22 protein-coding genes and 1 pseudogene are annotated in these 24,512 nt (G+C 46.5%); 7 read left to right on the plus strand and 16 right to left on the minus strand.

What is annotated here, in order from left to right; all coding sequences use genetic code 11:
- Nucleotides 1-76: 76 nt before the first annotated feature.
- The 6 genes and pseudogenes from QUA33_RS17865 to QUA33_RS17890 all read right to left on the minus strand — a co-directional run.
- Nucleotides 77-895 (minus strand): annotated as a pseudogene (locus QUA33_RS17865) (RNA-guided endonuclease InsQ/TnpB family protein); the annotation flags it as partial.
- 95 nt (nt 896-990) lie between these two features.
- Nucleotides 991-1,185 (minus strand): DUF29 domain-containing protein, encoded by a 195-nt coding sequence (locus QUA33_RS17870; protein ID WP_445243258.1) that lies wholly within the window; start codon nt 1,183-1,185, stop codon nt 991-993.
- Nucleotides 1,186-1,267: 82 nt separating this feature from the next.
- Complete coding sequence (locus QUA33_RS17875) at nt 1,268-2,005, minus strand: helix-hairpin-helix domain-containing protein (protein WP_333149924.1); 738 nt, start codon at nt 2,003-2,005, stop codon at nt 1,268-1,270.
- A gap of 130 nt (nt 2,006-2,135) precedes the next feature.
- Nucleotides 2,136-2,483 carry an NINE protein gene (locus QUA33_RS17880; RefSeq protein WP_333045272.1) on the minus strand — a complete coding sequence of 116 codons (348 nt, stop codon included), beginning with the start codon at nt 2,481-2,483 and terminating at the stop codon, nt 2,136-2,138.
- A gap of 78 nt (nt 2,484-2,561) precedes the next feature.
- Nucleotides 2,562-2,774 (minus strand): hypothetical protein, encoded by a 213-nt coding sequence (locus tag QUA33_RS17885; RefSeq protein ID WP_333097994.1) that lies wholly within the window; start codon nt 2,772-2,774, stop codon nt 2,562-2,564.
- Nucleotides 2,775-3,126: 352 nt separating this feature from the next.
- A complete protein-coding gene (locus QUA33_RS17890) occupies nt 3,127-4,719 on the minus strand; it encodes a type II CAAX endopeptidase family protein (protein ID WP_333149926.1) in 1,593 nt (530 codons plus the stop codon).
- A 241-nt stretch (nt 4,720-4,960) separates the two neighbouring features.
- On the opposite strand from QUA33_RS17890, the gene QUA33_RS17895 reads away from it, so the two are divergent.
- The 3 genes from QUA33_RS17895 (at nt 4,961) to QUA33_RS17905 (ending at nt 8,740) form a co-directional block, all read left to right on the plus strand.
- Nucleotides 4,961-6,322, plus strand: a complete 1,362-nt coding sequence (locus tag QUA33_RS17895) for a histidine phosphatase family protein (RefSeq protein ID WP_333149928.1) — start codon at nt 4,961-4,963, stop codon at nt 6,320-6,322.
- Between the two features lie 226 nt (nt 6,323-6,548).
- Nucleotides 6,549-7,862, plus strand: coding sequence for a dihydroorotase (locus QUA33_RS17900; protein WP_333149930.1), 1,314 nt, complete (start codon nt 6,549-6,551; stop codon nt 7,860-7,862).
- A 122-nt stretch (nt 7,863-7,984) separates the two neighbouring features.
- The gene (locus tag QUA33_RS17905; protein WP_333149932.1) at nt 7,985-8,740 is read left to right on the plus strand and encodes a 4'-phosphopantetheinyl transferase superfamily protein; all 756 of its coding nucleotides are present in this window, start codon (nt 7,985-7,987) and stop codon (nt 8,738-8,740) included.
- Nucleotides 8,741-8,915: 175 nt separating this feature from the next.
- On the opposite strand, the gene QUA33_RS17910 is transcribed toward QUA33_RS17905, so the two are convergent.
- Nucleotides 8,916-9,656 carry a response regulator transcription factor gene (locus QUA33_RS17910; RefSeq protein ID WP_333097983.1) on the minus strand — a complete coding sequence of 247 codons (741 nt, stop codon included), beginning with the start codon at nt 9,654-9,656 and terminating at the stop codon, nt 8,916-8,918.
- Between the two features lie 537 nt (nt 9,657-10,193).
- On the opposite strand from QUA33_RS17910, the gene QUA33_RS17915 reads away from it, so the two are divergent.
- The gene (locus QUA33_RS17915; protein WP_333149933.1) at nt 10,194-10,940 is read left to right on the plus strand and encodes a creatininase family protein; all 747 of its coding nucleotides are present in this window, start codon (nt 10,194-10,196) and stop codon (nt 10,938-10,940) included.
- Nucleotides 10,941-11,093: 153 nt separating this feature from the next.
- On the opposite strand, the gene ndk is transcribed toward QUA33_RS17915, so the two are convergent.
- Nucleotides 11,094-11,543 (minus strand): nucleoside-diphosphate kinase, encoded by a 450-nt coding sequence (gene ndk / locus QUA33_RS17920; RefSeq protein ID WP_333035325.1) that lies wholly within the window; start codon nt 11,541-11,543, stop codon nt 11,094-11,096.
- 634 nt (nt 11,544-12,177) lie between these two features.
- On the opposite strand from ndk, the gene QUA33_RS17925 reads away from it, so the two are divergent.
- Complete coding sequence (locus QUA33_RS17925) at nt 12,178-12,936, plus strand: hypothetical protein (protein ID WP_333149935.1); 759 nt, start codon at nt 12,178-12,180, stop codon at nt 12,934-12,936.
- Nucleotide 12,937: 1 nt separating this feature from the next.
- On the opposite strand, the gene proB is transcribed toward QUA33_RS17925, so the two are convergent.
- From proB to QUA33_RS17960, 7 genes are all read right to left on the minus strand, one after another.
- Nucleotides 12,938-14,047, minus strand: a complete 1,110-nt coding sequence (gene proB / locus QUA33_RS17930; protein WP_333149937.1) for a glutamate 5-kinase — start codon at nt 14,045-14,047, stop codon at nt 12,938-12,940.
- 10 nt (nt 14,048-14,057) lie between these two features.
- Complete coding sequence (locus QUA33_RS17935) at nt 14,058-14,579, minus strand: YqeG family HAD IIIA-type phosphatase (protein ID WP_333097976.1); 522 nt, start codon at nt 14,577-14,579, stop codon at nt 14,058-14,060.
- Nucleotides 14,580-14,721: 142 nt separating this feature from the next.
- Entirely contained in the window at nt 14,722-15,846 is a 1,125-nt protein-coding gene (mltG, locus tag QUA33_RS17940) for an endolytic transglycosylase MltG (protein ID WP_333149939.1), read from the minus strand.
- A gap of 244 nt (nt 15,847-16,090) precedes the next feature.
- A complete protein-coding gene (locus QUA33_RS17945; RefSeq protein WP_172188895.1) occupies nt 16,091-16,669 on the minus strand; it encodes a DUF3727 domain-containing protein in 579 nt (192 codons plus the stop codon).
- A gap of 313 nt (nt 16,670-16,982) precedes the next feature.
- Nucleotides 16,983-17,441 carry a Holliday junction resolvase RuvX gene (gene ruvX / locus QUA33_RS17950; RefSeq protein ID WP_333149942.1) on the minus strand — a complete coding sequence of 153 codons (459 nt, stop codon included), beginning with the start codon at nt 17,439-17,441 and terminating at the stop codon, nt 16,983-16,985.
- A gap of 289 nt (nt 17,442-17,730) precedes the next feature.
- A complete protein-coding gene (locus QUA33_RS17955; protein WP_333149943.1) occupies nt 17,731-19,062 on the minus strand; it encodes a GNAT family N-acetyltransferase in 1,332 nt (443 codons plus the stop codon).
- A 191-nt stretch (nt 19,063-19,253) separates the two neighbouring features.
- Nucleotides 19,254-20,435, minus strand: coding sequence for a F420-0:Gamma-glutamyl ligase (locus QUA33_RS17960; RefSeq protein WP_333149946.1), 1,182 nt, complete (start codon nt 20,433-20,435; stop codon nt 19,254-19,256).
- Nucleotides 20,436-21,149: 714 nt separating this feature from the next.
- Between QUA33_RS17960 and QUA33_RS17965 the strand changes: the two genes are divergently transcribed.
- Nucleotides 21,150-22,460 (plus strand): hypothetical protein, encoded by a 1,311-nt coding sequence (locus QUA33_RS17965; RefSeq protein ID WP_333149948.1) that lies wholly within the window; start codon nt 21,150-21,152, stop codon nt 22,458-22,460.
- A gap of 526 nt (nt 22,461-22,986) precedes the next feature.
- On the opposite strand, the gene QUA33_RS17970 is transcribed toward QUA33_RS17965, so the two are convergent.
- Nucleotides 22,987-23,727: an SIMPL domain-containing protein gene (locus tag QUA33_RS17970; protein WP_333149950.1), complete on the minus strand. Its 741-nt coding sequence runs from the start codon at nt 23,725-23,727 to the stop codon at nt 22,987-22,989.
- 296 nt (nt 23,728-24,023) lie between these two features.
- Between QUA33_RS17970 and QUA33_RS17975 the strand changes: the two genes are divergently transcribed.
- Nucleotides 24,024-24,407 carry a YkvA family protein gene (locus tag QUA33_RS17975; protein ID WP_333149952.1) on the plus strand — a complete coding sequence of 128 codons (384 nt, stop codon included), beginning with the start codon at nt 24,024-24,026 and terminating at the stop codon, nt 24,405-24,407.
- Nucleotides 24,408-24,512: the final 105 nt, after the last annotated feature.

The raw sequence follows: 24,512 nt of genomic DNA on the forward strand, positions 1-24,512 counted from the left end.
CGTGATGCTATATCTGCCCATTCTTGTGGCTTTTTCATGCCTTCTCTTGTTCCCCAATCAAAGACCTGAATCCTTACCTCAAATCTTCGTAGGCTATCAAGTCGCTTGACTGAACTACGCACCGTGCAAGTTTTATTGCATGATCTTTGCGTTGTCTACTTATTTTGAGATGCTGCTTACCTAAAATCTGTCTAGCTTTGCCTCTATTTTTGGAACCTTTAGTTTTTCTGGATACGCGACGCTGACAACGCTGGAGAACTTTTTCACCTTTTCTCAGGAATCTAGGATTTTCCACCGTAACTCCGTTTGAATCGGTGTAATATTCTTTTAACCCAACGTCTAGTCCGATGGTATTGCCAGAGGGTTCCGTGTTTTCCTTTCTATCGACATCGATACAGAATTGGACGTATACACCGTCTGCACGTTTTACTAATCGAACCCGTTTAATTTGGTTGATTTGGTAGAAGTGCAGATCGCGTGTACCTTTTAGCTTGAGCTTGCCAATTCCTTTTTTGTCGCTAAAGTTAATCGATTTCCTGTCGTCGGCAAGTTTCCAGCCAGTCGATTTATACTCGACCGAACGACAGTCTTTTTGGAATTTTGGATACCCTTTTTTGCCGGGAGTTCCTTTTTTACAGTTGTCGTAGAATCGGGAGATAGCAGACCAAGCACGTTCGGCGCTAGCTTGCCTAGCTTGCGAATTGAGTTCATCAGCAAACGGAAACGATGCTGCCAATACCGCACAGTATTTGTTCAAATCGTACTTGTTCACTTTTTTGTTGTCGATCCAATAGCGTAAACAACTATTGCGAACAAACTGGGCAGTGCGAATTGCTTCGTCTACTGCCGTGAACTGGCTTGATTTTCCGTAAGCTTTAAACTCGAAGACTAGCATTGTTTTACCTCCCACCTTATGCTACATCATCTGGCACAAAGTAAGAGGTGGTACAACAAAAATTTACATAAAAGTCGTCCTAGAAGGACGGGGTTTTAAACCCAGTTTTTTGATAATTTCGGAAACGTCTCTACAAGCAATCCAGTTTCAGCACTTGCTTGTTCTGCTGCATCCGCATAGCATTCAGCCAACACCTCTTCAAGATATGGTTTGAGACTGGGGGAATCTTTCAAAGCTTTGCGAAGGCGTCTGCGATATTCGACAATGCTGCCTTTCCAACTACCGCCCATCGGAGGTAATCTGTATCATACACTTCTTCTCGGTCAACTTCTAATTTTGTTGTCATAAGCTGTTCGTGATAACAACTGCAAATTAACAAATATGGCGGTATGAATCAAAAGGCAGTCCCGTCCGCCGCTTAACTTCTACAACTGATTTGTAAGCACCTTTTCTCTGCCTTTCTCTAACTATTTTTTCGGCAACACTCCGATCTAAACCGCTGGCGATCAACTCTTCCGGCGAAAGAATGTTTAACCGTTTCCAAGTAAACTGCAATTCTTTTTGATAATTGTAGCTGAAGCAAATCATCGGGGCGATGCGTCTGACGTGGCTTTCGGGAACTCCGGCTATTTCTGATAACTCTTCGGCGTGGGTAAAAATGTAGCCTTCGTTTTGCAAAGATTCAATATCGTTGGCGTAGACGATCGGCAAACCCAAGATTCTGACCATATCGTCTTTGGTACACTCGTTAATATCTATTTTGCCGCGCACGTTTGCCAGTTCTTCGGCATTTGTTGCAGTTGCCGGAACCAGTAAACCTCTGGGTGCGGTTTTGATCAGATAGCGCTTTTTCAAACTAAAAGCAGTGACAATTTGAGCTATCCACACGATCGTACCCAAATTAGTTGAAGAAGATACCGCTAGTGCTGCTAAAGTAATTGCAACACCCCATCCCATCCAACTGCGAATATTTGACTTTTGGCCTGCATAGGCGATCGCCAATCCGCCGAAGTAGGGAATAAAAGCATACCACACCCAGTTTGGAGTTTGACGCAGCCAGTATAAATCTTGAGACACTTTAATTTTATCCTTAAATAGCTGTGATCTCACACTTACTTATTTCAATCCCACTTTTTTAATAGTGGGCTTTCTTCTTCCTTCTTCCTGACATCCGTTACATCCGTTACATCCGTTACATCCGTTACAGAATCCGTTGCCGAACTTCCTTCTTTCTTCTTAATTACAATTCTCGCAGCAGTTTTTGGCGTTTTTCTTCATATTCTTCGGCGGTAATTGCGCCCATATCGTAAAGCTTTTTCAATTCGCCGATCGCCCCTGTTACATCTTTTGCCGCTCTGAGGGCATACCCAGACGGCAACGTACCGCCATTGTACTGTACCTGAAAAGCTTGTTCCGACATCAGCAGCAGGCCGATAAAATCGAAAAATGCGATCAGTGACGGAATTAATGTCCAAGAAAATAGCAAGTATAATACCCCTGCTAAGTTATTGCCCAAATAAAATTTGTGAACTCCGAAACCTCCAACAAAGAAAGCTAACACAACTGCTACGGTTTTATCTTTTACCATTTTTACTTTCCCCAGTTTTTATTTTAACTCGGCAATCGACCTTTAACGATCGACCTAAGTAAGCTTACTAATTTTTACTCATTTATTTTGGTTTTTGCGAAACTTAGACATCGCAAAATACAGCAGAACTATACCGACTTGAGCCTGTAGAATCACCAAGTAGCCTCTCAAGAAATAATTGAGTTCGCTGCCTGAATTGAAAGAAAATATTAAAAGACCTAAGGCTGCGTAGGGTGCGAAACGCATCCAACTCGGCGTTCTCTCTAAGTTGCGGCTGTTCAAATTGCTCATGGGTTTAAGCCTCATCCTAAATTAAAATTTAGCTATAAATTAGCCGGATTGTCAACTTCCGTTTGGTGCGATCGCCCGGGTCAGTTTCTCAATCATCAGCCGACAAGATATTACTTCCATGTTAAACCCTGTTTTTCCGCTCAAGTAAGGAAGCTGGACTCGTCGATCTGGATCTGTGGCTGATATTACAGATTAGGGTGAACCCGCCCCTATAGGAATTCCGGTTATTTTACCGACCTAGATACCAGGGGCGCACCGAACACCCTACTGCTGTTTTTGGCAAGAGTCGATCGCCCTGACGAGCACTCTCAAAAAAACTCGATTAATTCACAATTATTAACAACCGCTCCAATTAACTCGCGCCACCGCCCAAAAGAAACAGACTCAGGAGAGTACCGCTGTTCCAAAGACTGTGGAGAAGCATAGGAGCAAGGAGATTGCGCGAGCGCGTGTACACAAACCCCAAAACCGCACCCAAAGTCGCCAAAGGCAGAATCTCAGAGACACTCAAGTGAGCCACAGCAAACAAGAAAGCAGAAGCTGCGATCGCCCCCCAAACAGGCAAATAGCGAGTCAGAGAAGGCAGCAGAAAGCCTCGAAACACGATTTCCTCAAAAACCGGAGCCGCGATCGCAGCAGTGCCGAAAAACACCGCCAAAGCCACGTTGTCCCTACCTTCGAGAACGATCGGCAAAATCGGATTACTGCCGCCTTGTCCCTGCCAAAATTGCTGATTGATCAGGGATACCAAAACTACCAAAGGCAAAGCAACAAAATAGCCGCCAAAACCCCACAAAAACCAATTTCCCCGCCAATTAATCCGAAACCAACCTTCCGGCAAAGGCAAAAAAGACTTGACCGAAAAATACAGTACCGAAAGCCCTCCAGCCGACAGCAACAAATAAGTAGCAAAGATATAAAAAGCCTTGTCGCGCGGGTCAAAAGTAGCAGGGTTGAGTTTTAAAACAGCCAGAGAAACAGGCAGCAACAAATAGGGAATCAAGATTTGGCCGACAAAGAAAAAGCCGACCACAAGCACCTGCCAAACAATCTCGCCGTCCCAAGGCACATCCCAAGTCAAGCTCGCATTTCGCGCCAACACCGGGCCGGAACCTGCTGTATCTAACTGCTTCCGCTGCAACAGCCACTGCACGGTCAAACCAACCAGCAAAACCGTACCAATACAAAGTGCGATCGCCGGAACCCCAACCACAATTGCCAACTTTTCTATAGCTTGTTCAGCCGTTGCTTGCTCTGCTGCTTGCAGCGCTACCAGCTCTTTAGAACGTTCTTGCAGCTTGTAAAGTTGAGCGAGAGCACGATAGCGAAACCAGCCATCCAAAGACTTTTGAATGCGCGGCTCGGCATCCGGCAGCAGTTGAGCCGGATTGCTCCAAATTCCAGTTAAAACTTGAGCAGTTACCACCGAAGAATCGTAATCTATTTGAGTTTTGTAGCGGTCAACTAAATTTTTCCAAGTTTGGAGCGCCACCTCAGTTTTACCGCTGCTTGCCTGCAAAATTCCCAAGCGCAAGTCAAGTTCGTTTAGCAGCGCTGACTGTTGCTCGATCGACTCTGACAAAGCCTTGTTTTGAGCCAAGTTCAGAGTATTATCAGCAGACTTGGAGGCGATAGCAGACTGAATTCCTTTAAATTGTGATTGAGTTGTTTCGAGAGTTTTGCGAGTCGAGTCTCGCGCTTCTTGATATTGCGTCAAAGCCGTATTTAAAGGATCTGCACCTACAATATTGTTGCGCGCCGAACTTAAATTAACACTCTGATTATTTTCTCCCTGCCACTCCGAGGCGTGCAGCAGCAAATTTGTCTGGTAGAGTTCCAGCCGGCTTTGAATTTGCGGTTGATTCCAACTAGCAAGTAAAGATAAACCGACCAGGGCGATCGCGATCGCCGTTAAAATACCTAAAATAACCCGCTTCAGTGTCATTCCTGCTTTTCCGTCCCGCGCGAATCTGTGGCTAAATCTTTTCCGTCTTTAATCATAGGTCGTTGCAGACGAGAGTATCCCGACAACTGGTAAAATTTCACTGGCTCATCTTTTTGACTCGCCTCAACAAGACTTACGCCACAAATCCTCGCTCCGCCATGTATGGGTAAGGTGTGCACAGCGCACCCGCAGCCGGGTAGCAGGCTAAATCTAAAATCTAAAATCTAAAATCTAAAATCGAATGACTCGCATTATCTTAGTCCGTCACGGCAAAAGCACCTACAATCAAGAACGCCGCATCCAAGGCCGCCTCGATAAATCAATTTTGACAGAAGCAGGTCGCAACACCGCCCTGCAAGTAGGTGACACACTCAGCAGTATCGCCTTTGATGCCGCCTATACCAGCCCTCTGCAACGAGCCAAAGAAACAGCAGAAATCATCCTGTCGCGCTTGACAAATCCGCCACAACTCCAGCCAACTGATAATTTGATGGAAATCGATTTGCCTCTGTGGGAAGGAATGCTGCGCCAAGATGCGATCGACAAATTCCCCGAAGCATATCAGCAGTGGCAAAAACAGCCAGACAAATTTTCCATGAAACTGCCATCTGCTGACGGAGAAATCGAACACTTTCCCGTATTGGCAATTTTTGCTAACGCCCGACACTTTTGGCAAGAACTTTTATCGCGCCACCAAGACGGCACAATTCTAGTAGTAGGTCACAACGGAATCAACCGCGCTCTCATCGCCACCGCCTCGGAAATTACCCCGGATTACTATCAATCAATTCAACAGTCAAATTGCGGAATTAGTGTCATTAATTTTGGCCCTTCCCCTGTTACCAACGACAAACTAGGAGAGCAAAAAAAGAAAGTAGCAATTCAATTAGAGTCGGTAAATTTAACTTCCCATACCGGGGAAATTTTTCCCAAACCGAGGGACGGACACCAAGGCCCGCGATTGTTGTTGGTGCGTCACGGCGAAACAGACTGGAATAAAGCAGGTAAATTTCAAGGGCAAATTGACGTGCCTCTCAACGATAACGGCCGCGAACAGTCCCGGCGGGCGGCAGAATTTCTCAAGGATGTAAAATTAGATTTTGCGATCGGCAGTTCGATGCTGCGCCCGAAAGAAACTGCGGAAATAATTCTCAAATATCACGGCGGTTTGCAACTAGAACTGCGCGACGACTTGAGGGAAATCAGCCACGGACTTTGGGAAGGAAAGTTTGAATCAGAAATCGAAGAATCCTATCCGGGTTTGCTTGAAGAATGGAAAACATCTCCTGAAAAAGTCCAAATGCCCGAAGGAGAAAATTTGCAGCAAGTTTGGCACAGAGCGATCGCAGCTTGGCGAGAAATAGTACAATCTGTTTCTGGTACTGGGATTGTCGTTGCTCACGACGCCATTAACAAAGCCATTCTCTGCCACCTATTCGGTTTGGAACCCGAACATTTCTGGAAATTCAAACAAGGAAACGGAGCCGTTAGCGTGATTGATTATCCCCACGGTCCCGATGGTTTGCCGGTATTACAAGCGATGAATGTCACAACTCATTTGAGCGGCGGAGTTTTTGACAAAACAGCAGCCGGAGCACTGTAATTAGTAAAGTGCTGAGCGCTAACCCGTAGCGGAAGGAACGCCCTCCGCTACGCTTCGCCCGCCTGAAAAATGTTTGAATTTGGATAACAACCGCGCCCGACGCTTAGGAAGTTCTTAATTCCTGAAACTAATGCGGTGGATTGCTTCTTCCATCTTCCTGAGATCCATTACATCCGTTACATCCGTTACATAATCCGTTGCCGAACTTCCTTCTTCCTTCTGCTATATGAGCCGCGAACTGCTACAAAATGTACGAGTGCTAGATCCAGTTTCAGGGAGCGATCGCATCGCTGATATTCTGATTGCTGAAGGTGATATCAAAGCAGTTGAGGAAAAAATAGCTGAGTTTCCCGCTGACACCCAAGTGCGGGATTGCCAGGGACTGATTTTGGGGCCGGGGTTAAGTGATATGTACAGTCACAGCGGAGAACCGGGTTTTGAGGATCGGGAAACGCTCGAATCTTTGATGCAGGCTGCAGCGGCTGGGGGTTTTACGCGAGTGGCGATTTTGCCGGATACGTCGCCGCCTGTTGACAATTTGGCCGGTTTAGCTTTGTTGCAGCAACATATCCGCAATTTGTCGCCCGGGCTGCCCCGCTTGTATTTTTGGGGAGCGCTGACAGCGGGCGTTAAAGGGCAGCAGATGGCGGAGTTGGGCGAGCTGGCCTCCTGTGCAGTGGTGGGTTTTGCAGACGGTTTGCCGCTGTCTAATCCGGCTCTGGTGAGGCGTTTGCTGGAGTATATCAAGCCTTTGGGTAAGTCTGTGGCTTTGTGGCCGTGCGATCGAACTTTGGCAGGAAAGGGCGCGGTGAGAGAGGGTGCGCTGTCGGTGCGCTTGGGTTTACCAGGAATTCCGGCGAGTGCGGAAACTTCGGCTTTGGCGGTAATTCTGGAGTTGGTGGCATCTGCAGGTACTCCGGTACACATCATGCGCGTTTCTACAGCCCGCAGCGTGGAATTGATTCGAGATGCCAAGGCGCGGGGTTTGCCGGTGACTGCGAGTGTGACTTGGATGCACTTGCTGTTGAATGTCGGGGCAATTTCAGGAAACTCTAAAGATTCCGGCGGGAAAAATGCTCTGACTGCTTCGTTGCCCTACGATCCGAATTTACGCCTAGAACCGCCGTTGGGCAATCTGGGCGACCAATTAGCGCTGATTCAAGCTGTGAAAGATGGCGTAATTGATGCGATCGCGATCGACCACAACCCGCATACTTATGAAGAGAAAACTGTGGCTTTTGCTGATAGTCCGCCCGGGGCGATCGGCTTGGAATTAGCTTTGCCTTTACTGTGGCACGGACTGGTAAAAACGGGCGAATTTTCGGCTTTAGAACTGTGGCGAGTTTTGAGCGCAGGCCCTGCCGTTTGTCTCGGACAAACCCCCGCCACGGTTGCCACTGGAGTCTCTGCTGAGCTGATTTTGTTCGACCCGGAAATGAGTTGGACTGTTGACGGGCTAAGTCTGAAGTCGCGATCGGTAAATACGCCTTGGTTGGGACAGCAATTAGTGGGAAAAGTTGTGCAAAGTTGGATTTATTAACCCTTGGAATTGAAATTCATCTGTTGTAGAACAGGCATTTTGGCTGTTTCTAAAAGTAGAACAGGCATCTTGCCTGTTTCTGGGAATGCTGGATGAGGTGACTTAGAAAAGAAGATAAATACATGATTACTGCTTTTGATTCGTGGAATTCTCCACCGCAAGACTTGACATTGGATCTGGGCGAAATTCATGTTTGGCGCGTCTCTCTAGCTCAAACAGAATCTTGCTTGCAGAGTTTACAAGAGACTCTCTCACCAGACGAGCGGACAAAAGCCAATGGTTTTCACTTTCCCAAAGGCCGATCGCAATTTATTGTGAGTCGTGGCGCACTCAGAGCAATTCTGAGCGGCTATCTTAACATAAATCCTCACATTTTGCGCTTTGACTACAATCCCTACGGCAAACCCTCTCTCATCGCCGCCCAAGGTGGAAATACCCTCAGTTTCAATTTGTCTCACTCAGGAAACATGGCTCTAATTGCGATTACCAAAAATCGAGATATTGGTGTCGATATTGAAAGCATAAATCCCAACTTTCCTGGCCTGGAAATTGCTGAAAAGTTTTTTTCACCCTTAGAAAATTCTGTGTTGCGTTCGCTCCCAGAACATTTCCAACCCAAAGCTTTTTTCACCTGTTGGACTCGCAAAGAAGCCTATATCAAAGCAGTCGGTAAAGGACTTTCTATTCCCCTGAATCAGTTTGATGTCACCCTTGCACCAGGAGAACCTCCCGCGCTGTTAAATGTTGAAGACAACCCCGAAGAAGCATCGAGATGGTCTTTAAGGGAATTAATTCCCAGTTCAGATATGGTGGCGGCTGTTGCGGTTGCAGGAGATTGCTCGAAACTTTATTGTTGGCAGTGGACAGGGGAGTTTTGATTTATACCGATCGCCCAGGCTAAAAGATAACGGCAACGGTCGCTACAATAAGTCTACTGGCTGCACCTCCAAGCTAGTGTATTGCACACTCTGCATAGACAAATAAGGACACAAAAATTTTGTGTCCTTACGTCAATTCGGCTGCAACTTGCAACCCTATAACTGATTTAAAAATTCAACCAAATCGATAGCCGAAACCACGTACCGTAATGATATATTCCGGTTGACCCGGGTCTAATTCCAACTTTTCGCGCAGCCAACGGATGTGAACGTCAACTGTTTTGCTGTCTCCGATAAAATCTTGACCCCAAATTTTTTCCAGCAACTGATCGCGAGACCAAACTCGCCGGGGATAACTCATAAATAGTTCTAGTAAGCGAAACTGTTTAGGAGAAAATTTCACTTCCAGACCACGAACCAACACGCGGCACTCTTCAGGATATAGAGTTATGCTCTTATATTGCAGCATCCTCGGTTCCGGTAAGCGACCGAGGCGCTGGCGCCGCATCAGCGCTCGACAGCGAGCGATAAACTCCCGCATTCCAAAAGGCTTGGTCAGATAATCATCCGATCCGGCTTCGAGGTAAAAAGCGCAATTGTTGGCACTTCCTCTAGCACCGATAATCAAAATAGGGACGGGATTTCCTTGATGCCGTAACATTCGACACAGATCTAAACCGTTAATTGAATCCATAATTAACAGGTTAAAGGCCAATTCACCGTGATATGACGAAGAAGCCTGTATAGAAGGCAGAGCGTTGCGCCCGTCGCTAGTAACCACCACCTCATAGCCCTGTTCTTTAAGGGCTAAAGCTAGCATTTCCCGCAACAGATCTTCACCTTCCAATAACAAAATACGGCCGGCTTGTCCAACAGCCAACCTTGAAGGACTTTCGCTTAATTCAGCAGAAGACATAAATATCAGTGGGAGTGATGTTTGTATGTGGCTAGCGGGAGGTACCTTCTTCAGTAGCTGAGGTACTCTCGCGCTGCGATCGCTTGTACGATCGCCATTTATTTGTTCAATCGCTTAGAATCCTTCGCCAGTCCATCCCACAGACACGCGCTCGACCTTTGCTACTTGCTCATGCAAGGAATACAGCCGTAGAGCAGTTGCCGGAACCGCGCTGTCTGCCTGCGTCCAGGCCACAGAAGTCTGGTCATTTTTCGGGGTCGGTGTTAATTTCATAAAACATTGCCCGCTGTTAATTGACCACGTAACACCCAATCTAGAGGGATATGCTTGTTATACTACTCTTAAAAGGTTATTAAAAGGTAAAGTTTTGGCCATCAAGTGGTTAAATTATTAACGTTAAGTAATATAACGGTAAAGGTGGAATGGGGCTGTAGGGCTTTTTTTAAGAATACAATGATAAGTTGGTCTAAATTCCTTTTTCTTCCCGTGCCGGCTACGATCGACGATAGCAAGTAAAAATTTTGTAGACTGCCTATCATGTTGCTGCATTTGAGTACGTGGTCCGAGGTAGAAGCTTATCTAGAAAGCTCCCGAGGCATAATTATCCCCATCGGCTCCACCGAACAGCACGGGCCCACCGGCTTGATCGGGACTGACGCCATTGCAGCCAAGGCGATCGCCCGCGGTGTCGGCGAAGCTGCCAATGCCTTAATCGGCCCGACAATTAATGTCGGCATGGCCCTGCACCACACCAGCTTTCCCGGCACAATCAGCCTGCGACCGCAGACTCTAATATTGGTAATCAGGGATCATATCACATCTTTAGCAAAAGCTGGATTTGAGAAATATTTCTTCATCAACGGCCACGGCGGCAACATTGCCACCATGAAAGCAGCATTTTCCGAGACTTACGCGCATTTGTCGGACTTGAATCTACCAAATGCCGATAAAATCCAGTGTCAAATCGGCAACTGGTTCATGTGCGGCTCAGTCTACAAACTAGCAAAAGAATTATACGGAAACCAAGAAGGTTCTCACGCCACCCCCAGCGAAATCGCCTTAACCCAGTACCTTTATCCAGAAGCAATCAAGCAAGCTCCGCTTTCGGAAGAAGTTGCTTCCGGGCACAAAATTTACGGTGCTGCTGACTTCCGACGCCGATTTCCCGACGGAAGAATGGGTTCAAATCCGGCATTGGCAACCCCCGAACAAGGTCAGCAGTTTTACGAATTAGCAGTCAAAGAATTGACTAATAATTATTTGGAGTTTTTAAGTTCCAACTAACATTTTTTCTTCTCGTTACCGCGAAGCTCTTGGTAACGAGTAAAAATCTCAAACTATTCTATATTTTACGGTTATGAGTGAGTCAGAAGCATGATATTTCCTCTGTCTGAGAAAGGCTATATCTCCCGATTAACCACCGGGAGAATATCAAAACTATTCCACAATCCAAGGAGTTAAACAAGGTGTCCAAGCACTCAATTCTTCTTCCTTGAACCAAAGGCTAATTTCAGCACGGGCAGTCTCGACAGCATCAGAACCGTGAATGAGATTACGGCCGACATTGACGGCAAAATCTCCCCGAATTGTCGCTGGTTCTGCATTCAGAGGATTTGTGGCGCCAATGATTTTTCTCGCCGACGCCACAACGCCGTCACCTTCCCACACCATCGCCACTACAGGGCCTGAAGTGATAAAGTTTACCAATCCAGCAAAGAAGGGTTTTTCTTTGTGAACATCATAATGTTGTTCCGCTAGTTCGCGACTCGCTGTCATCAGCTTCATGCCAACTAACTTAAAGCCCTTGGCTTCAAAACGACCGATAATTTCGCCGACGAGTCCGCGCTGTACGCCGTCGGGCTTAATCGCTAAAAAAGTCCGTTCCAAGATTAACTCCTATAATTGTGTTAACTGATCCAAAAGATAGAGTAACTCAGAACGCACCTAAAGGCAATTCTGAGAATTGGAAATTGTCATTTGGAGAGTTATGGCTGCCGGAAGAAGGAATAAGGAATAAGAAGAGGGAAGAGAAAAGAGGGAACAAGCAATAAAAGCGAGGGTTAAAGAAACCGGGTGTCTCAGAAAATTTTTTATTGAGTAACGATGAATCTCCGAAGAAACCTGGTTTCGAGACTTCTATGCGTCTAGGACTGATTTGCATGGATCGCCGCGATTTTGTAAAAGGCATTTTTTAGCAGTACGAACAGGACCCTCACTTGCCCATATAAGTTAATCATCCTTTAAATTATCGGTAAATAATCAAACTCTTGTGGGGTGGCTTTGAGCAACGCCTGAAATATGCAATCTAAAATTAGAACATTTTATCTCTAGGCAACAAGATGCTCGAACTTCTGGCACAATATGATACCAGTCACTGTTTCCTGTGACTGCCAACACTCTTACCTATGATCTTAAATACAAATATATATGATAATAAACACAATTCTTTAGGCTCGAAAATATAGATAATTAACGGAGATATGAAGACGATCTTCACAGCAACCATTCAAGCGAAAAAAGTATGAAAGGCATTGTAGCATTCATTGAATCCAAAAAGCAAGAGTTTGCAAAATTGCCCTTGTTTGACTTTCTAGCCAGCAAACACATTCACGCGAATCAACGACTAATTTTTGCGCCTGTACTCGCTCCTTTGGCTGTGGGATTGAGCGATTTAAATAGATATGTGCTGCGAGAATCTTCTAGTAATAACAAAGTTCAGGAACTCATTAATAAATATACTTATAAAAAAAACTATTATTGGCATGACTATCTGGAATATCTAGAGGAACTGGGCTTAAACCAATTAATGAGTTACGGCGATTTCAGACTGCTTTGGGGTGAAGAAACTAAAAAAACTCGAGCGCTTTGTTCCGTGATAGAACGGTACGCTTGGAAAGCTTCTTTTATTCAGAAACTGGTATTAGTGGAAGTCCTCGAAGGAACTGCCCAAGTTTTTTTTGAGGCGGCGCTAGCAGTGGTAATGGAATTACAGCAAATTAATCAAAAAGAATCTGTTGATTTTGGAGGATATTATGGGAGTTTAGAAAATTATCACCTTTTAAACACGCCAGAGATGTTGCAAATTTTAGCAGAAATCAAACTTACAGATGCGGAATACCAAGCAGCTTTAGAATTAGCCCAAAATTTATTTGAACTGTTTACAGAAGCGATGAACGAGCTGTTCAGACACAGCCAAACAAATTCTTGCAAGACTGTGCTGCAAATATCCTCAATTCCTGCCTTCGCTCATTGCCCGATCGACTGTCTCGATATTTGTTAGTTTAAAGAATCACTAAATTATCCCGGTGTACCGCCGTTTCTACGCCTGCATAGCCTAAAATCTCAGCAATTTTGTCGGACTTGCAGCCCTGGATTTGTCTCAATTCTAAACTGCTATAATTCACAAGTCCTCTAGCAATTTGCTTGCCAGTTGCGTCGCACAACTGCACGGAATCATCCGCTTGAAATTCTCCTTCTACTTGAGCAATACCCGCCGCTAAAAGCGATTTTCCGCCCTGAGAAATTGCCTTGACAGCACCCGCGTCTAAATATAGTTTCCCTGCGGGAATTAGCACGTTAGCTATCCAGTGTTTGCGAGCGTTTACAGGGCGCGGTTGAGGCTCAAATTGAGTGCCGATCGACTCTCCCTTGAGTATTTTCTCGATATTACCAGGAAAGCAGCCGTCAGTGATGACAGTCCGCACTCCCGATGCAGTTGCTATTCTCGCGGCTTCAATTTTTGTCACCATTCCGCCGGTTCCCCAACCGCTGCGGGAATCTCCTGTTTGCACCTGAAATTCTGTGAGCTGTGCCATACTTTGAACTAGGGCGATCGGCTGCGCGTCGGGATTGCTGCGCGGATCGGCGGAATACAGCCGATCGACATCTGTGAGTACAAACAACCAATCTGCTTCTACCAAACTCGCTACTAGCGCCGAAAGCGTATCGTTATCGCCAAATTTGAGTTCGTCTACCGCTACTGTATCGTTTTCATTGACGATCGGAATCACGCCCAACCTGAGCAGTTGCCCAAAAGTATTGCAAGCGTTAACATAACCGTTACGCTGCACTAAATCGCCCCTGGTGAGCAATACTTGAGCGATCGGCTGTTGCAGAGTAGTAAACAAATCATCGTACACCCGCATCAGCCGCCCTTGGCCCACAGCCGCCACAGCCTGTTTCAAAGCCATGTTTCGCGGGCGTTCCGTCAAACCCAAGCGCGCGCAGCCAACTCCAACCGCACCCGAAGAAACCAAAACTACTCGATGGCCTTGCTGCCGCAAATCAGCTAAAATTTCGACCAATGCACCAATAGTTGAAAGAGCTAAGTTTCCCGTAGTCGATCGAGTTAGCGTCGAAGTTCCTATTTTAACAACAATAGTTTGAGTCATTTAAATCTTTCTAATTCCTGCTATCAAGAGAAGCCCCCAAAGCTTGAGAAACCCAAACTTCAAAAGAGCGCACCGGATACTTGCGAAGCGCATACCCAGCATCAACCATTGGTTCCACTAAAATAGTAAACATACCCAAACGATTGCCTGCCAAAACATCAGTAAAAAGTCGATCGCCCACCATCGCCACTTGTTCCACCGGCAAATTCATTGCATTAATAGCCTTTCGCAACTTGCGGCGGGACGGCTTAGCTGCACCCGTGATGTATGGTAGATTCAAAGACTCAGCAATCCGACCGATCCGAGTCTGACTTAAATTATTGCTCGCCAACCATAGCGATACTACTGGTTTTATTTCTTCCACCCACAGGGTGAGTTCAGGAGAAGCATTCATTGCAGTGATGGGAACGAGAGTTTCGTCCACATCCAAAACTAATCCTTTAATATTAAATTCCTGAAGAATATCAGCCGTTAACTTCATGACTGAATCGCCGAGAACTAAGTCAGGCTGTAGTATTTTACCCCAAGTCATAATGATTTTAGATTTTAGGTTTTAGATTGAGAAATAAGAAATTGGAAGTTAAAGATTAAAAAAGTAAAAAATCAAAAGTGAATAATTATTGCTTTTGCTTTGTGACTTTTGACTTTTTACTTTTGTATTAGTCATTGCCTATCTATTGAGTCGATCGCAACTGCTGGTCAACTTTAGCAATCGCAGCATCGTGTTCCGCCTGCGTGCGGCTAAAAATGTGAGTGCCGTCATATCGAGCCATAAAATACAGGTATTCTGTATTTTCTGGAGTCAGAGTCGCTTCCAGACTTGCTATTCCTGGAGATGCGATCGGAGTTGGCGGCAGCCCTACATTGATATAAGTATTGTAAGGAGAAGGGGTTTCCACCTGCTTGAAAGTCAAAGGCTTTTCCTTCGTTTGCCTAATGCCGAGGGCGTATTCAACCGTCGGGTCAGAACCCAAGGGCATACCCTTATTCAGACGGTTGTTGAATACCCCAGAAATACGATTGCGCTCGCCCGCAACCACAGCCTCTTTTTCCACAATACTCGCCAGCGTCACCCACTCTTTCAAATCCAGCTTAGTTTTCTTCTGATTTTTTTGATATATCGGCAAAGCCAACTCCTCGAAGCGACCGAGCATTTGCTTAATGACAGCTTCCGGGCTAATTGCATCGCCGTCTAGCTGATAAGTATCCGGGTACAAAAACCCTTCCAAGTGAGGCAGGCCGCTCGGCAGCCAAGGGTACTGAGCGTAGGGAACTTGACTCGCCACCGCCATAAAATCCTTAGCAGGGAAAAAACCTTGCGCTTCAAAATAAGCGCTCATTTGTTGCAGCGACCACCCTTCTGGAATCGTGAAACTCTGCTGTACAACTTCGCCCTTCCAAATTTTGTCAGCAACTGCACTCAGAGGCTGAGTCGGCGACAGTCGGTAAGTTCCTGCTTGAAAACCTCCCTCGCGATTTTGCAGAGTCAGCCAGCGAGCCCACATATTCCATGCCGAGCTCGATCGAATCAACCCCGCGGCCTCTAAATCCCGGCCGATTTTTTGACTGGGAGTACCATCCGGGATTTGGATCAAAACAGCAGCATCCTCTGGCGGGGAAGTTGACGATTCAGCTATTTTAGGCGGCGCCGAAGCCCAGCTCCACCAAGCCCAACCCTGCCAAGCGCAAACCCCCCAGATTGCCGGCAGCAACGCCAGATAAAACAACCATTTAGAGACTTGCGGAGTACCTTTTCTTCCCTCGCGCGCGTTGCCTTTTGTCATTTGTTCTTTATTCATAGTCCGTTGTCCTGGATAAGCGGCGGTTAACTAGCGACTAATGACTGATGACCTGCGATTGATGACCGAAAAGTTACGAATACAAGCCCTTTAAAAGACCCAATTCACGCGGCCCAATTCAAAAGCCCGATCGCGAAGGCAGAAGCGGCCATCTAGAAAAAGTTCGATCGGGCGAGCAGTTTACTTTATAAAATAGTAAAAAATTCTGCTTTTTGCCATCAGGGCTGGTGCCTGCAATTAATATCTAATCAAGCTCGTCAAAGAACTGGTCTTCCAGCATAGGTAACATCGGTTCCAGCCTTTGGAATTCTTCTTCCGAGAGCAATTCTGGCTTGCCGTCATCATTCATTCGAGCCAAGATAAAGAACGGGTCGAGAGGCGTATAAATGGCATATTCCTGTTCTTCGTGGTAGAAGCTGGTCAGCCACATCAGTTCCTCGAACTCGGACTCCTCATCTGGATCGACATCGGATGCCATATCCTCTTCGGGAAATTCCGGCAATTCGCCAACCACAGTCAGCGTCACCGCCGTGCGCCGGAGTGTCAAGTTCTGCTCTTGCAGCACAACTTTAGCGGTATCAAAAATTTTGTCAATTTCGGTCTCGTCTTCTACAGGAATTGCTGCTTCGTCAGTATCGTCTCCCTGCCAGGTAAAAATTTCTACGGGTGAGTCAATCGGAAGCAGCAAAGCGTATTCTTGACCTTCTAGATTCATAGAATATTCTATGTTGCAAGTCAGCGATCGCCCAACTTCATCCGTCAGGGTGACGGACTCTTCGTTGGAATTGCCATTCTCTTTTTTGCGGTATGGGGATGAGGACATCGCGTGTATCTTAGTTTTCCGTCAATAATTCAGTAACGTTTGCTTGACAATGGGGAATTTTCGTGGCGATATTCTGGCTAAGTGGGCGATCGCCAGTCCACAAGCTTAAACCGCGAGACTCGTGGCCTTTTCCACAGGCGAGGAGTGCAGCGTTTAAATCTCAGTCGAGTCAGCAAGCGACACTGAGGACAAATCACGATTTTGTGCTGCTTCAGTACCGAGGGTACAGCAGAATTTTCTCCAGTTTGTCAAGGGTTACAGGTGTGCGTAGCAAACTTGCACAACCAGGATATCACGCCTCTGTTACAAGCTATCAAGGATTGGGAAGGGCGGAGATATTTTGCCTCCGCTCGTCTAGCCACTGCTGCAAAATCAGGGCCGCTGCTTTGCGATCGATCGCACCCTTATTTTGCGACAGCGAAATCCCTTGTGTTTTCATCAATTCCTCTGCCTCAACTGAAGTCAGGCGCTCGTCCACGTACTCTAGGGGGAGCTCTAAGGCTGCGGCGATGCGAGTAGCATATTTCTGCACTTGTCGGGCTTGAGCGCCCAATTCTCCGCTCAGGGAGTAGGGCAAGCCTGCAACCAAAATTTGCACTCTCCGCTCTCGGACGAGCTCTCGGAGATAAGCTACGTCTCGGTCGAAGGACGATCGTACAAGTGTTGTAATGCCCGTAGCTATTAAACCCGTGCCGTCACACCCGGCGATGCCGACTCGTTTGAGGCCGATATCTAATCCCAGTGCTGAAATCCATAATTTATCGTTGGACATTATCAATCAATCAATTTTAGATTTTAGATTTTAGATTTTAGATTTACTGTTTTTTTAGGAAATAATCTTATTTAACGAACCGCGAAGACGCGTTAGGCGGCGAAGCCGCGCGTAAGCGCTAGGACGCGAAGGAATAAGAGAAGAAAGTAAGAAGAAGATAGGTAATCTTAAGTTGATATCAATTAAAAGCAGAAGGGATATTTTGGGATTATGACCGAAAAAATGAATTTTTTGGATGATTAATTCGATTTTTTTCGGTCTTCTACCTTTTACCTTCTGCTTTCACTTATTAAGAATTGAGTTCTCCGGGCCAGCCGCCGTCTAGAGGCAACTCCGGCAGATTTAAAGGCAAAATGCTGCTGCCATCGGTTGCTGCTGATTCGGAATTTTGGCCGCCCAAGGGGTTAACTTGATTCGTTTGGCTGTTTCCTGAGTCAGTCAAGAGCGGTTTGATCTCCGAGGATGCGGGCCCGGCTGCTGCTTCCCCAGCGATCGGGCCGAGCCAGGACATCCTGCCCGGTACGGGTTTGCGAGTTGGCTGGAAGCTTTGCAGCATTTCTGATAGCTGGAGTCCTTCGAGAGAGACCAACTTGGACTCGCGCAATTTGTGCCACACCGATCGAGACATCAGCAAACTGTGTTCCACGCGCACTGCTCCAAATTGCTCTAAATAAGCTTCCCGTTCCGGCTGATAGTCAGCGGAAGCCAGTTGCAGGCTTTGAACAGGGAAATCTTGAACGAGCCGCGCCATCTGGGACAGCAGTTCTGGGTAAAGCCAAGTGTAGGCCGGGTGTACAGTCAACTGGGCGACGTGCGGTTGCTGGCCGTTGCGGGATAGCTGCACCTGAAAATAGCCGATCGCGGCTTTGCGCTGCGGTTCAAACACGTAGCCGCTGACTACCTCGGTTTTGCCCAGCCACTGTCTGACACCTTCGACTAAAGCGCCGAAAAAACTGGTTTTGAAATCTTGAATGTGCCGGTCGAATACTTGGCGCACCAGCGGCGGCATAGACGCGGTATCCAGTTGGTAGAGCAACTGAGCGTCTGCGTTGCTGACGGGCAGCAGGTTGGGCAAATCTGGGGTCGAGTTGGCCATTTCTTGCAGGCGTTCTGGGGCGATCGTCCAGTAAGTCATCTGGGCCAAAGGCTGAAACCCGTTTTGCCGATATAAAGCCAAGGAAGTTTTGTCGCCGACATTCACTTCCAACAGCCACGTCCGCGCCTCCCAGACTGCCTCAAAGCAGTACCGCAGCAGCATGGAACCAATTCCTTTGCTGCGGGCTTCCGGGTCTACTCCTATGCGATCGATCCGCCAAGTGCTGCGGGTCCGGTTGAAAGGAGAAATCTGAATTATGCCCTTAACAGTCCCCTCTTCTTCGGCAACATGGGCACGGAACAGGGACTGACAAGGGTTGGGAAACAAGCTAAAAATCTTTAGCAGTCCGTACCAGCGGCGAATCTGCTGCAACTTTCTACCTAGTACCACGTCGCCGCTTCCGCCCTTGCGGTTTTCTGGCTCTTCGGCTGTTTCCGCGCACAGTTGTTCCATCACCTCGATGTCGCGATACTGAAACGGGCGAATCACAACCTGGTTTTGGTTTTGGGAGGGAAATGAAGTCATAGCATAAAAGTGGAGAATGGAAATTTAAAAATAAAAATTCAGAAAGGAGAAGAGTTAGAGAAGTTTTGAGTTTTGAATGAGTAAATTTTGAGTTCAAAACTTATAACTTTTGATTCTTCTCCCTTTCTTGCTCGATCGAAAATTAAAAATTTCAAATCATCTTTTTGAATTTTTAATTTTCTGTTTTCAACTCAAGATTTTTGTGGCAGAGGTCGAATTACAACGACCGGTGTGCGCTCGTCACCATTCCCGGCGGGGTTGCTTCGCAAGGCTTGCTCTAAGAATGTTACCGATAAATCGGAGGTCGCTGCTAATATCTTAACTGCTTTCAAGTCATTAGCGTCTACGATCGCCGCCCCAAGTCCGGTTTCTCGTTGAATTTCTTCTACAACTTGCTGGGGATTGTCCGGGCCTAGGACAATAAATTGGTCGAAGGGAGGCAAAGTCCCGGTAACATCGTCGATCAGCCTTGCTTGTTCCCCTGCAAGTTGGTAAAAAACTCCCGGTTTGCCAAATATTTTAGCCACAGCGCCGATCGCAAATGCCCCTACTACGCGCCAAGGGCCGACTACATCAACCAACGTCTGCATTCCGCAAGCCGTGGCCAAACTCGACGTGGGCAAGAAAAACAAGCACACTCGCTTTGCCGCCCATCCGGGTTTGACTTCGCTGGGATGGCGGTAGCGTCCCTGCATCAAAGCTAGGGGAGTTTCTGCCAAGGCGACAATATCGCCTTTCTGGGCGCGCGGCAGCACGTACCGCTTGACAATTTCGACTGGATTGTCCAATTCCGCCAGTATGTGAGTGCGAATCGGCAAGACTTCTGCAACTCCGACATTTCTGGCGATGGGTACGGTGTCCGAGTTGGGAAATTGCAGCGGGACTACTACGTTACGGACTTTGGGGATGCGCCCGCCCGGGCCGTAGGTGACGAAGTGTACTTGCACCCAAGCTGACTGCAATTTGGTTAAATCTTGCCCTTGAATGTCTACAGAAACTTTAATTTTCGTGGTTTTTTGGGCTTTAACAATATAGCCGAACCAGTAATCGTCTGCTCTGGCTGCTGCCTCTTTGTGGCAAGGAATCACCTTTGTCTGGGAAGTAACGCCATCCAAACTTCCGTCTGATAGCAGTTTCACCTGCGCCCGGACTTCCGGCAACATAATCTCAAAGCGCTGTGTCAGGTTGCGGAACTCCATTTCCCCGACTAAAAGATAGCGGTTGGGTTCCGAGATGGCTAAGTGCCATTCTCCGGCTGTTAGTTCTAGTTTATTTGCACTCCCAGTCCGGCGATAGTTCAACTCTAGGCCCAATCCGCCCAATGCTAGCAGCGAACCGGCTGCTGCGATTCCTGTTGCTAAAGTCTCAATCACTCAAATCACCGCCAATAATATTTTGTGTTTACTGTAGTCGATATCGGGTACTTTGAGCGCTGATCCGGTAGTAATTGGATTGTGCTGAGTTTGTTGGGGGCGATCGAACTTATGCCCAATTACACGTAAGTGCGAGCGCCTCTGGCGGCTACAGCGGTTAAGTTGCTGTTCAAAAAGCTCTCATCGGGAGTTAGATCACTCCAAAATCTGACCTTGCTTAATCAGGGTATGAAAAAAATTAGTTGAAAATCCCGAATCTTTGTGGATACTGGTTTCTCTGACTTGCATATTTAGCCTTTCCTATCGTAAATCAGCAACGTCTACAAAACAAATCCCTTAATTCAATCATTTAATAGTAGCATCTTTCTTAAAGATATATTGTTTTAAACGTTAAGTTATACGCTGGATTAATACATTATTTTTTTAGAATATTTATTAATCATTTAATCTGTAAACAATTCAGTATACATGAGTTATTTTTGGATAGCTAAGTTAAGAATGTTCCAGATGTGCGATCCTCTTCGAGGGCTTCGCTAACGCGCACCTCCAGCTTCTTCAAGGTCGAATGAACAGCGAGCCGCTAGCGCCGTAGTGGTCAGTACCTTTAAGAATCTACTTCTTAAGTAACAGTCAAAATCTAGTTCTTAGGCAGTACATTTTCTGAGAAGTATATAGTTAGCCTAGTAAATGTAGCAGTAATACCCAAGGATATCTATGACTGATAATAACCAGCCTTTTAACCAGCCTGAAGCCCATCCTGACTTCCAGGAAAAGAATGTTGACAATAGCGAGAACCAGCAGCTTCAGGCTCAGGCTAACGAAAATGCAGAATCAAAGCAAGATCAACCATCAGGCTCAGGCATTGGTGCGAGGATAGCTGGAGCAGCAGTCGGTGGTATACTAGGTGCTCGCTCTGGAGGCATTATTGGTGCTGTAGCAGGCTCAGTTGCTGGCGCTATGATTGGTAAAGGTACTGCTGATACTGTTAACCGTGCAGTAGATAATTTAGGGGATGCAGCACACGCTGTAGCAGACGGTATTACACACACTGTAGAAGAGCTAGGGACTGTAGTAAAGGAAACTGCTGAGGAAGTTAAACCATCTATCAAAGCTACAGCAGAAGCAGTCAAGGAGACTGTTGAGGAAACTAAGCCTTCGATTAAAGGTATAGCCGAATCTGTCAATGAGACAGTTAGGGAAGCCAAGCCTTCTGTAGTAGATGCAGTCAAGAGTGCATCCGAGGAAGTCAAACCTACGATTAGAGAAGTAAAAGATTCTGTCAAGAAGACAGTCGAAGGTGTCAAGCCTTCTATACAAAGTGCAGCGGACTCTATTAAGAGTACGGCTGATGAAGTTAAGCCTTCTGCCAAAGCTGTAGCTCAAGAAATTGAGGGGGCAACTAAGGAGTTTAGATCGACTGTAAAAGATACAGCCAAGGCAGTTGAGCCATCTATAAAAAGTGCAGCAGAATCGCTTCAGTCATCTGGCAAGAGTGCAGCCGAATCAATCAAGTCATCAGCTCAAAGCGCAGCCGAATCTGCTAAAGGTGCAGCGCATGATGTTAAGTCATCTGCCCAAAATGCAGCCGAATCTGCTAAAGGTGCAGCGCATGATTTTAAGCAGGAAGTTAAGTCATCTGCCCCAAATGCAACCCCATCTCCTCAAGGTGCAGCGCATGATTTTAGGTCATCTGCCCAAAATGCAGCCGAATTTGCTAAACCTCCCGTGCCTGATTTTAGGTCATCTGCCCAAAATGCAGCCGGATCTGCTAAACCTTCAGTGCCTGATTTTAGGTCATCTGCCCAAAATGCAACCCCATCTCCTCAAGGTGCAGCGCATGATTTTAAATCATCTGCCCAAAATGCAGCCGAATCTGCTAAACGTCCAGCGCACGATGTTAAGTCATCTGCCCAATATCTAGCCGAATCCGGCGAGGAAAATAGGGATACGGATATTCACATCTCCGGGAGTCCTAAACTCAAGGACAAAGTTGTCATTCATGACAAGAGAATCATTAAGGACTAGGTAAAGTAAGGACTTAACTCCAGCTTGTTAAAGCTAGCCCTAAGAGAGTTTAACAGAGAGTGGATCTGAGAAAAGAGTCCACTCTTTTCTGTTTAGGAGGAATGCGATGCCTAGGGTTTAACGGAGAGTCTATTTAGAGAGGAACTCTCCTCCTGAAAAAGGACAGATTCCGTTCATAGTTCATAATACGTTGTAGCCATTTGGCGTAACTGCTCACCGCAACAAAGTTGCGGTGAGCAGTTACACTTTAACTCAGAGTGCGCCACTTAATATTTCCTTACATAGTGATAAATTTTTCCACAGACTTACTGAGAGTGAAACTTGGTTTGGCGCTAAAATTGTTAAGGCTTTGATTGTTGTGGCTCTTGGGGGCGAAGATACGGAAATATTTGTGTGGGAGGCGAACAATTGCTCGACTACGGGCAGAAGTGGTTAAAACGGCTAAAGTTTTTTGTAGAAAAAGCTGCTTGATAAATCGAGAAATAGTTAGGGTCAAGCTGATGTGGCCAGTTCAACCCCTAACTATTTAATATCCAAATTGCAAAGTCACAGAAGCTTCTACCTGCTGTTCCCCTCCCACCACAGGCGTTGTAGCGTCAGCAGCAGCCATGCGAGCACCAGCCACTTGCCGATACATTGGAGGCGGCGCGATCGCACCGTTGACTTGAATGCCCAGAATCTCTCCCCGCTTGAGGTTTAGGGCGCTCAAGACTGCATCCGCTTGCGCTTGAGCATCTTGAGTTGCTTTGCGGAGTGCTTGTTTTCGAGCTTGTTCGATCGCACTTTCGGCAGCGACAAAACTCACACCGTCGATGCGTGTGGCCCCGGCTTTCACCGCATCGTCGAGCAAAGTGCCGGCAGATGCAGTATTAATCCGAAAAGTGACGGTATTCGTCGCCGTATAGCCAGTCAAGCGCTGTTGGTTGTTGTCGTAGTTATAAATGGGATTGAGGGTAATGCCGGCAGTTTCGAGTTTTTCGACTTGGCGCGATCGCAGCAACTCTACCACAGCCGACGATCGTCTCGCAGCTTCCTGCTGCACCTCGGCCGCCGTTTTCCCCTGCACCTCAACCCCAAGCCGCACTTGTGTTTGAGTTGTAGGAATCGCTTCCACACCCCGCCCAGTAACACTCAGCGTTCTGATCCGCTGTTCTTGAGCGACAGCCGGATCTAGTCTCACAAAACTTACGAGAGTTAAGGTCAGACACAACGCTGTTACCAGACTGCGGAAATTAATGCGATCGCCACGTTGCAAATTTGAATTCATAAACTTAATTCTCCTCACATACAACAGATGCTATACTTTACCTTCCCACTGAAATTGCTAAATATCCGGGTTGTTACATTTTTAGCAACTAAAAAAATAGTCAGTAATTCTGAAGAAATTGTGAGTTATTATAATGTCCGCAGGACGCTCCACTAAAACATCGGTTTTCTGGGCAAAATCACAGGTTTGGCAACGATAAAAAATGATAAATATAGAAACCCACCTGGTTTTTGACACTGCAGACGCAAGTCGTAGTTCATTTTAAATATTTTTTTAAGACTGTCAATAATTAAAATATGCAATCGTTAAAACAAGCTGCCCGCCGACTCAAAAAAGAGACTTACGCGGTTTATTTAGCCAGTACAGACCAGAGAGTACCTTGGTACGCCAGAATTATAGCAGGGCTTACGGTGGCCTACGCTTTTAGCCCGATCGACTTAATTCCTGACTTCATACCGGTTCTCGGCTACTTGGACGATTTGATAATTGTACCTTTGGGAATTTGGCTGGTAATGAAGATGATTCCGCCACAGGTTTTAGCCGAGTGTCGGGAAAAAGCAGCCGCAGAAATAGAACGAGGAAAACCGATAAATCGGGCTGCGGCTGTTGTGATTGTTGCCCTTTGGATTAGCTTGGGAATATTAGCAGCAATGTGGCTGATACGGATATTTAAACCTTAAAAAAAATCACCTATCTAGTTATAGTGTAGGGTGCGCGCCGAGCACCTTACCTTAAACAACTCGCTTGGCAAAAAAATATTTAAAGTTCAAAAAATCACCGTTCTA

The sequence above is a fragment of the Microcoleus sp. Pol14D4 genome, assembly GCF_036701245.1.
Lineage (GTDB): Bacteria > Cyanobacteriota > Cyanobacteriia > Cyanobacteriales > Microcoleaceae > Microcoleus.

What these genes read in the sequence shown, in the direction of transcription:
- QUA33_RS17870 (WP_445243258.1), bottom strand. Translation starts at nt 1,185, where the DNA reads ATGGGCGGTAGTTGGAAAGGCAGCATTGTCGAATATCGCAGACGCCTT.
- QUA33_RS17880 (WP_333045272.1), bottom strand. Translation starts at nt 2,483, where the DNA reads ATGGTAAAAGATAAAACCGTAGCAGTTGTGTTAGCTTTCTTTGTTGGA.
- QUA33_RS17885 (WP_333097994.1), bottom strand. Translation starts at nt 2,774, where the DNA reads ATGAGCAATTTGAACAGCCGCAACTTAGAGAGAACGCCGAGTTGGATG.
- QUA33_RS17890 (WP_333149926.1), bottom strand. Translation starts at nt 4,719, where the DNA reads ATGACACTGAAGCGGGTTATTTTAGGTATTTTAACGGCGATCGCGATC.
- QUA33_RS17895 (WP_333149928.1), top strand. Translation starts at nt 4,961, where the DNA reads ATGACTCGCATTATCTTAGTCCGTCACGGCAAAAGCACCTACAATCAA.
- QUA33_RS17900 (WP_333149930.1), top strand. Translation starts at nt 6,549, where the DNA reads ATGAGCCGCGAACTGCTACAAAATGTACGAGTGCTAGATCCAGTTTCA.
- QUA33_RS17905 (WP_333149932.1), top strand. Translation starts at nt 7,985, where the DNA reads ATGATTACTGCTTTTGATTCGTGGAATTCTCCACCGCAAGACTTGACA.
- QUA33_RS17910 (WP_333097983.1), bottom strand. Translation starts at nt 9,656, where the DNA reads ATGTCTTCTGCTGAATTAAGCGAAAGTCCTTCAAGGTTGGCTGTTGGA.
- QUA33_RS17915 (WP_333149933.1), top strand. Translation starts at nt 10,194, where the DNA reads ATGTTGCTGCATTTGAGTACGTGGTCCGAGGTAGAAGCTTATCTAGAA.
- QUA33_RS17925 (WP_333149935.1), top strand. Translation starts at nt 12,178, where the DNA reads ATGAAAGGCATTGTAGCATTCATTGAATCCAAAAAGCAAGAGTTTGCA.
- proB (WP_333149937.1), bottom strand. Translation starts at nt 14,047, where the DNA reads ATGACTCAAACTATTGTTGTTAAAATAGGAACTTCGACGCTAACTCGA.
- QUA33_RS17935 (WP_333097976.1), bottom strand. Translation starts at nt 14,579, where the DNA reads ATGACTTGGGGTAAAATACTACAGCCTGACTTAGTTCTCGGCGATTCA.
- mltG (WP_333149939.1), bottom strand. Translation starts at nt 15,846, where the DNA reads ATGAATAAAGAACAAATGACAAAAGGCAACGCGCGCGAGGGAAGAAAA.
- QUA33_RS17945 (WP_172188895.1), bottom strand. Translation starts at nt 16,669, where the DNA reads ATGTCCTCATCCCCATACCGCAAAAAAGAGAATGGCAATTCCAACGAA.
- ruvX (WP_333149942.1), bottom strand. Translation starts at nt 17,441, where the DNA reads ATGTCCAACGATAAATTATGGATTTCAGCACTGGGATTAGATATCGGC.
- QUA33_RS17955 (WP_333149943.1), bottom strand. Translation starts at nt 19,062, where the DNA reads ATGACTTCATTTCCCTCCCAAAACCAAAACCAGGTTGTGATTCGCCCG.
- QUA33_RS17965 (WP_333149948.1), top strand. Translation starts at nt 21,150, where the DNA reads ATGACTGATAATAACCAGCCTTTTAACCAGCCTGAAGCCCATCCTGAC.
- QUA33_RS17970 (WP_333149950.1), bottom strand. Translation starts at nt 23,727, where the DNA reads ATGAATTCAAATTTGCAACGTGGCGATCGCATTAATTTCCGCAGTCTG.
- QUA33_RS17975 (WP_333149952.1), top strand. Translation starts at nt 24,024, where the DNA reads ATGCAATCGTTAAAACAAGCTGCCCGCCGACTCAAAAAAGAGACTTAC.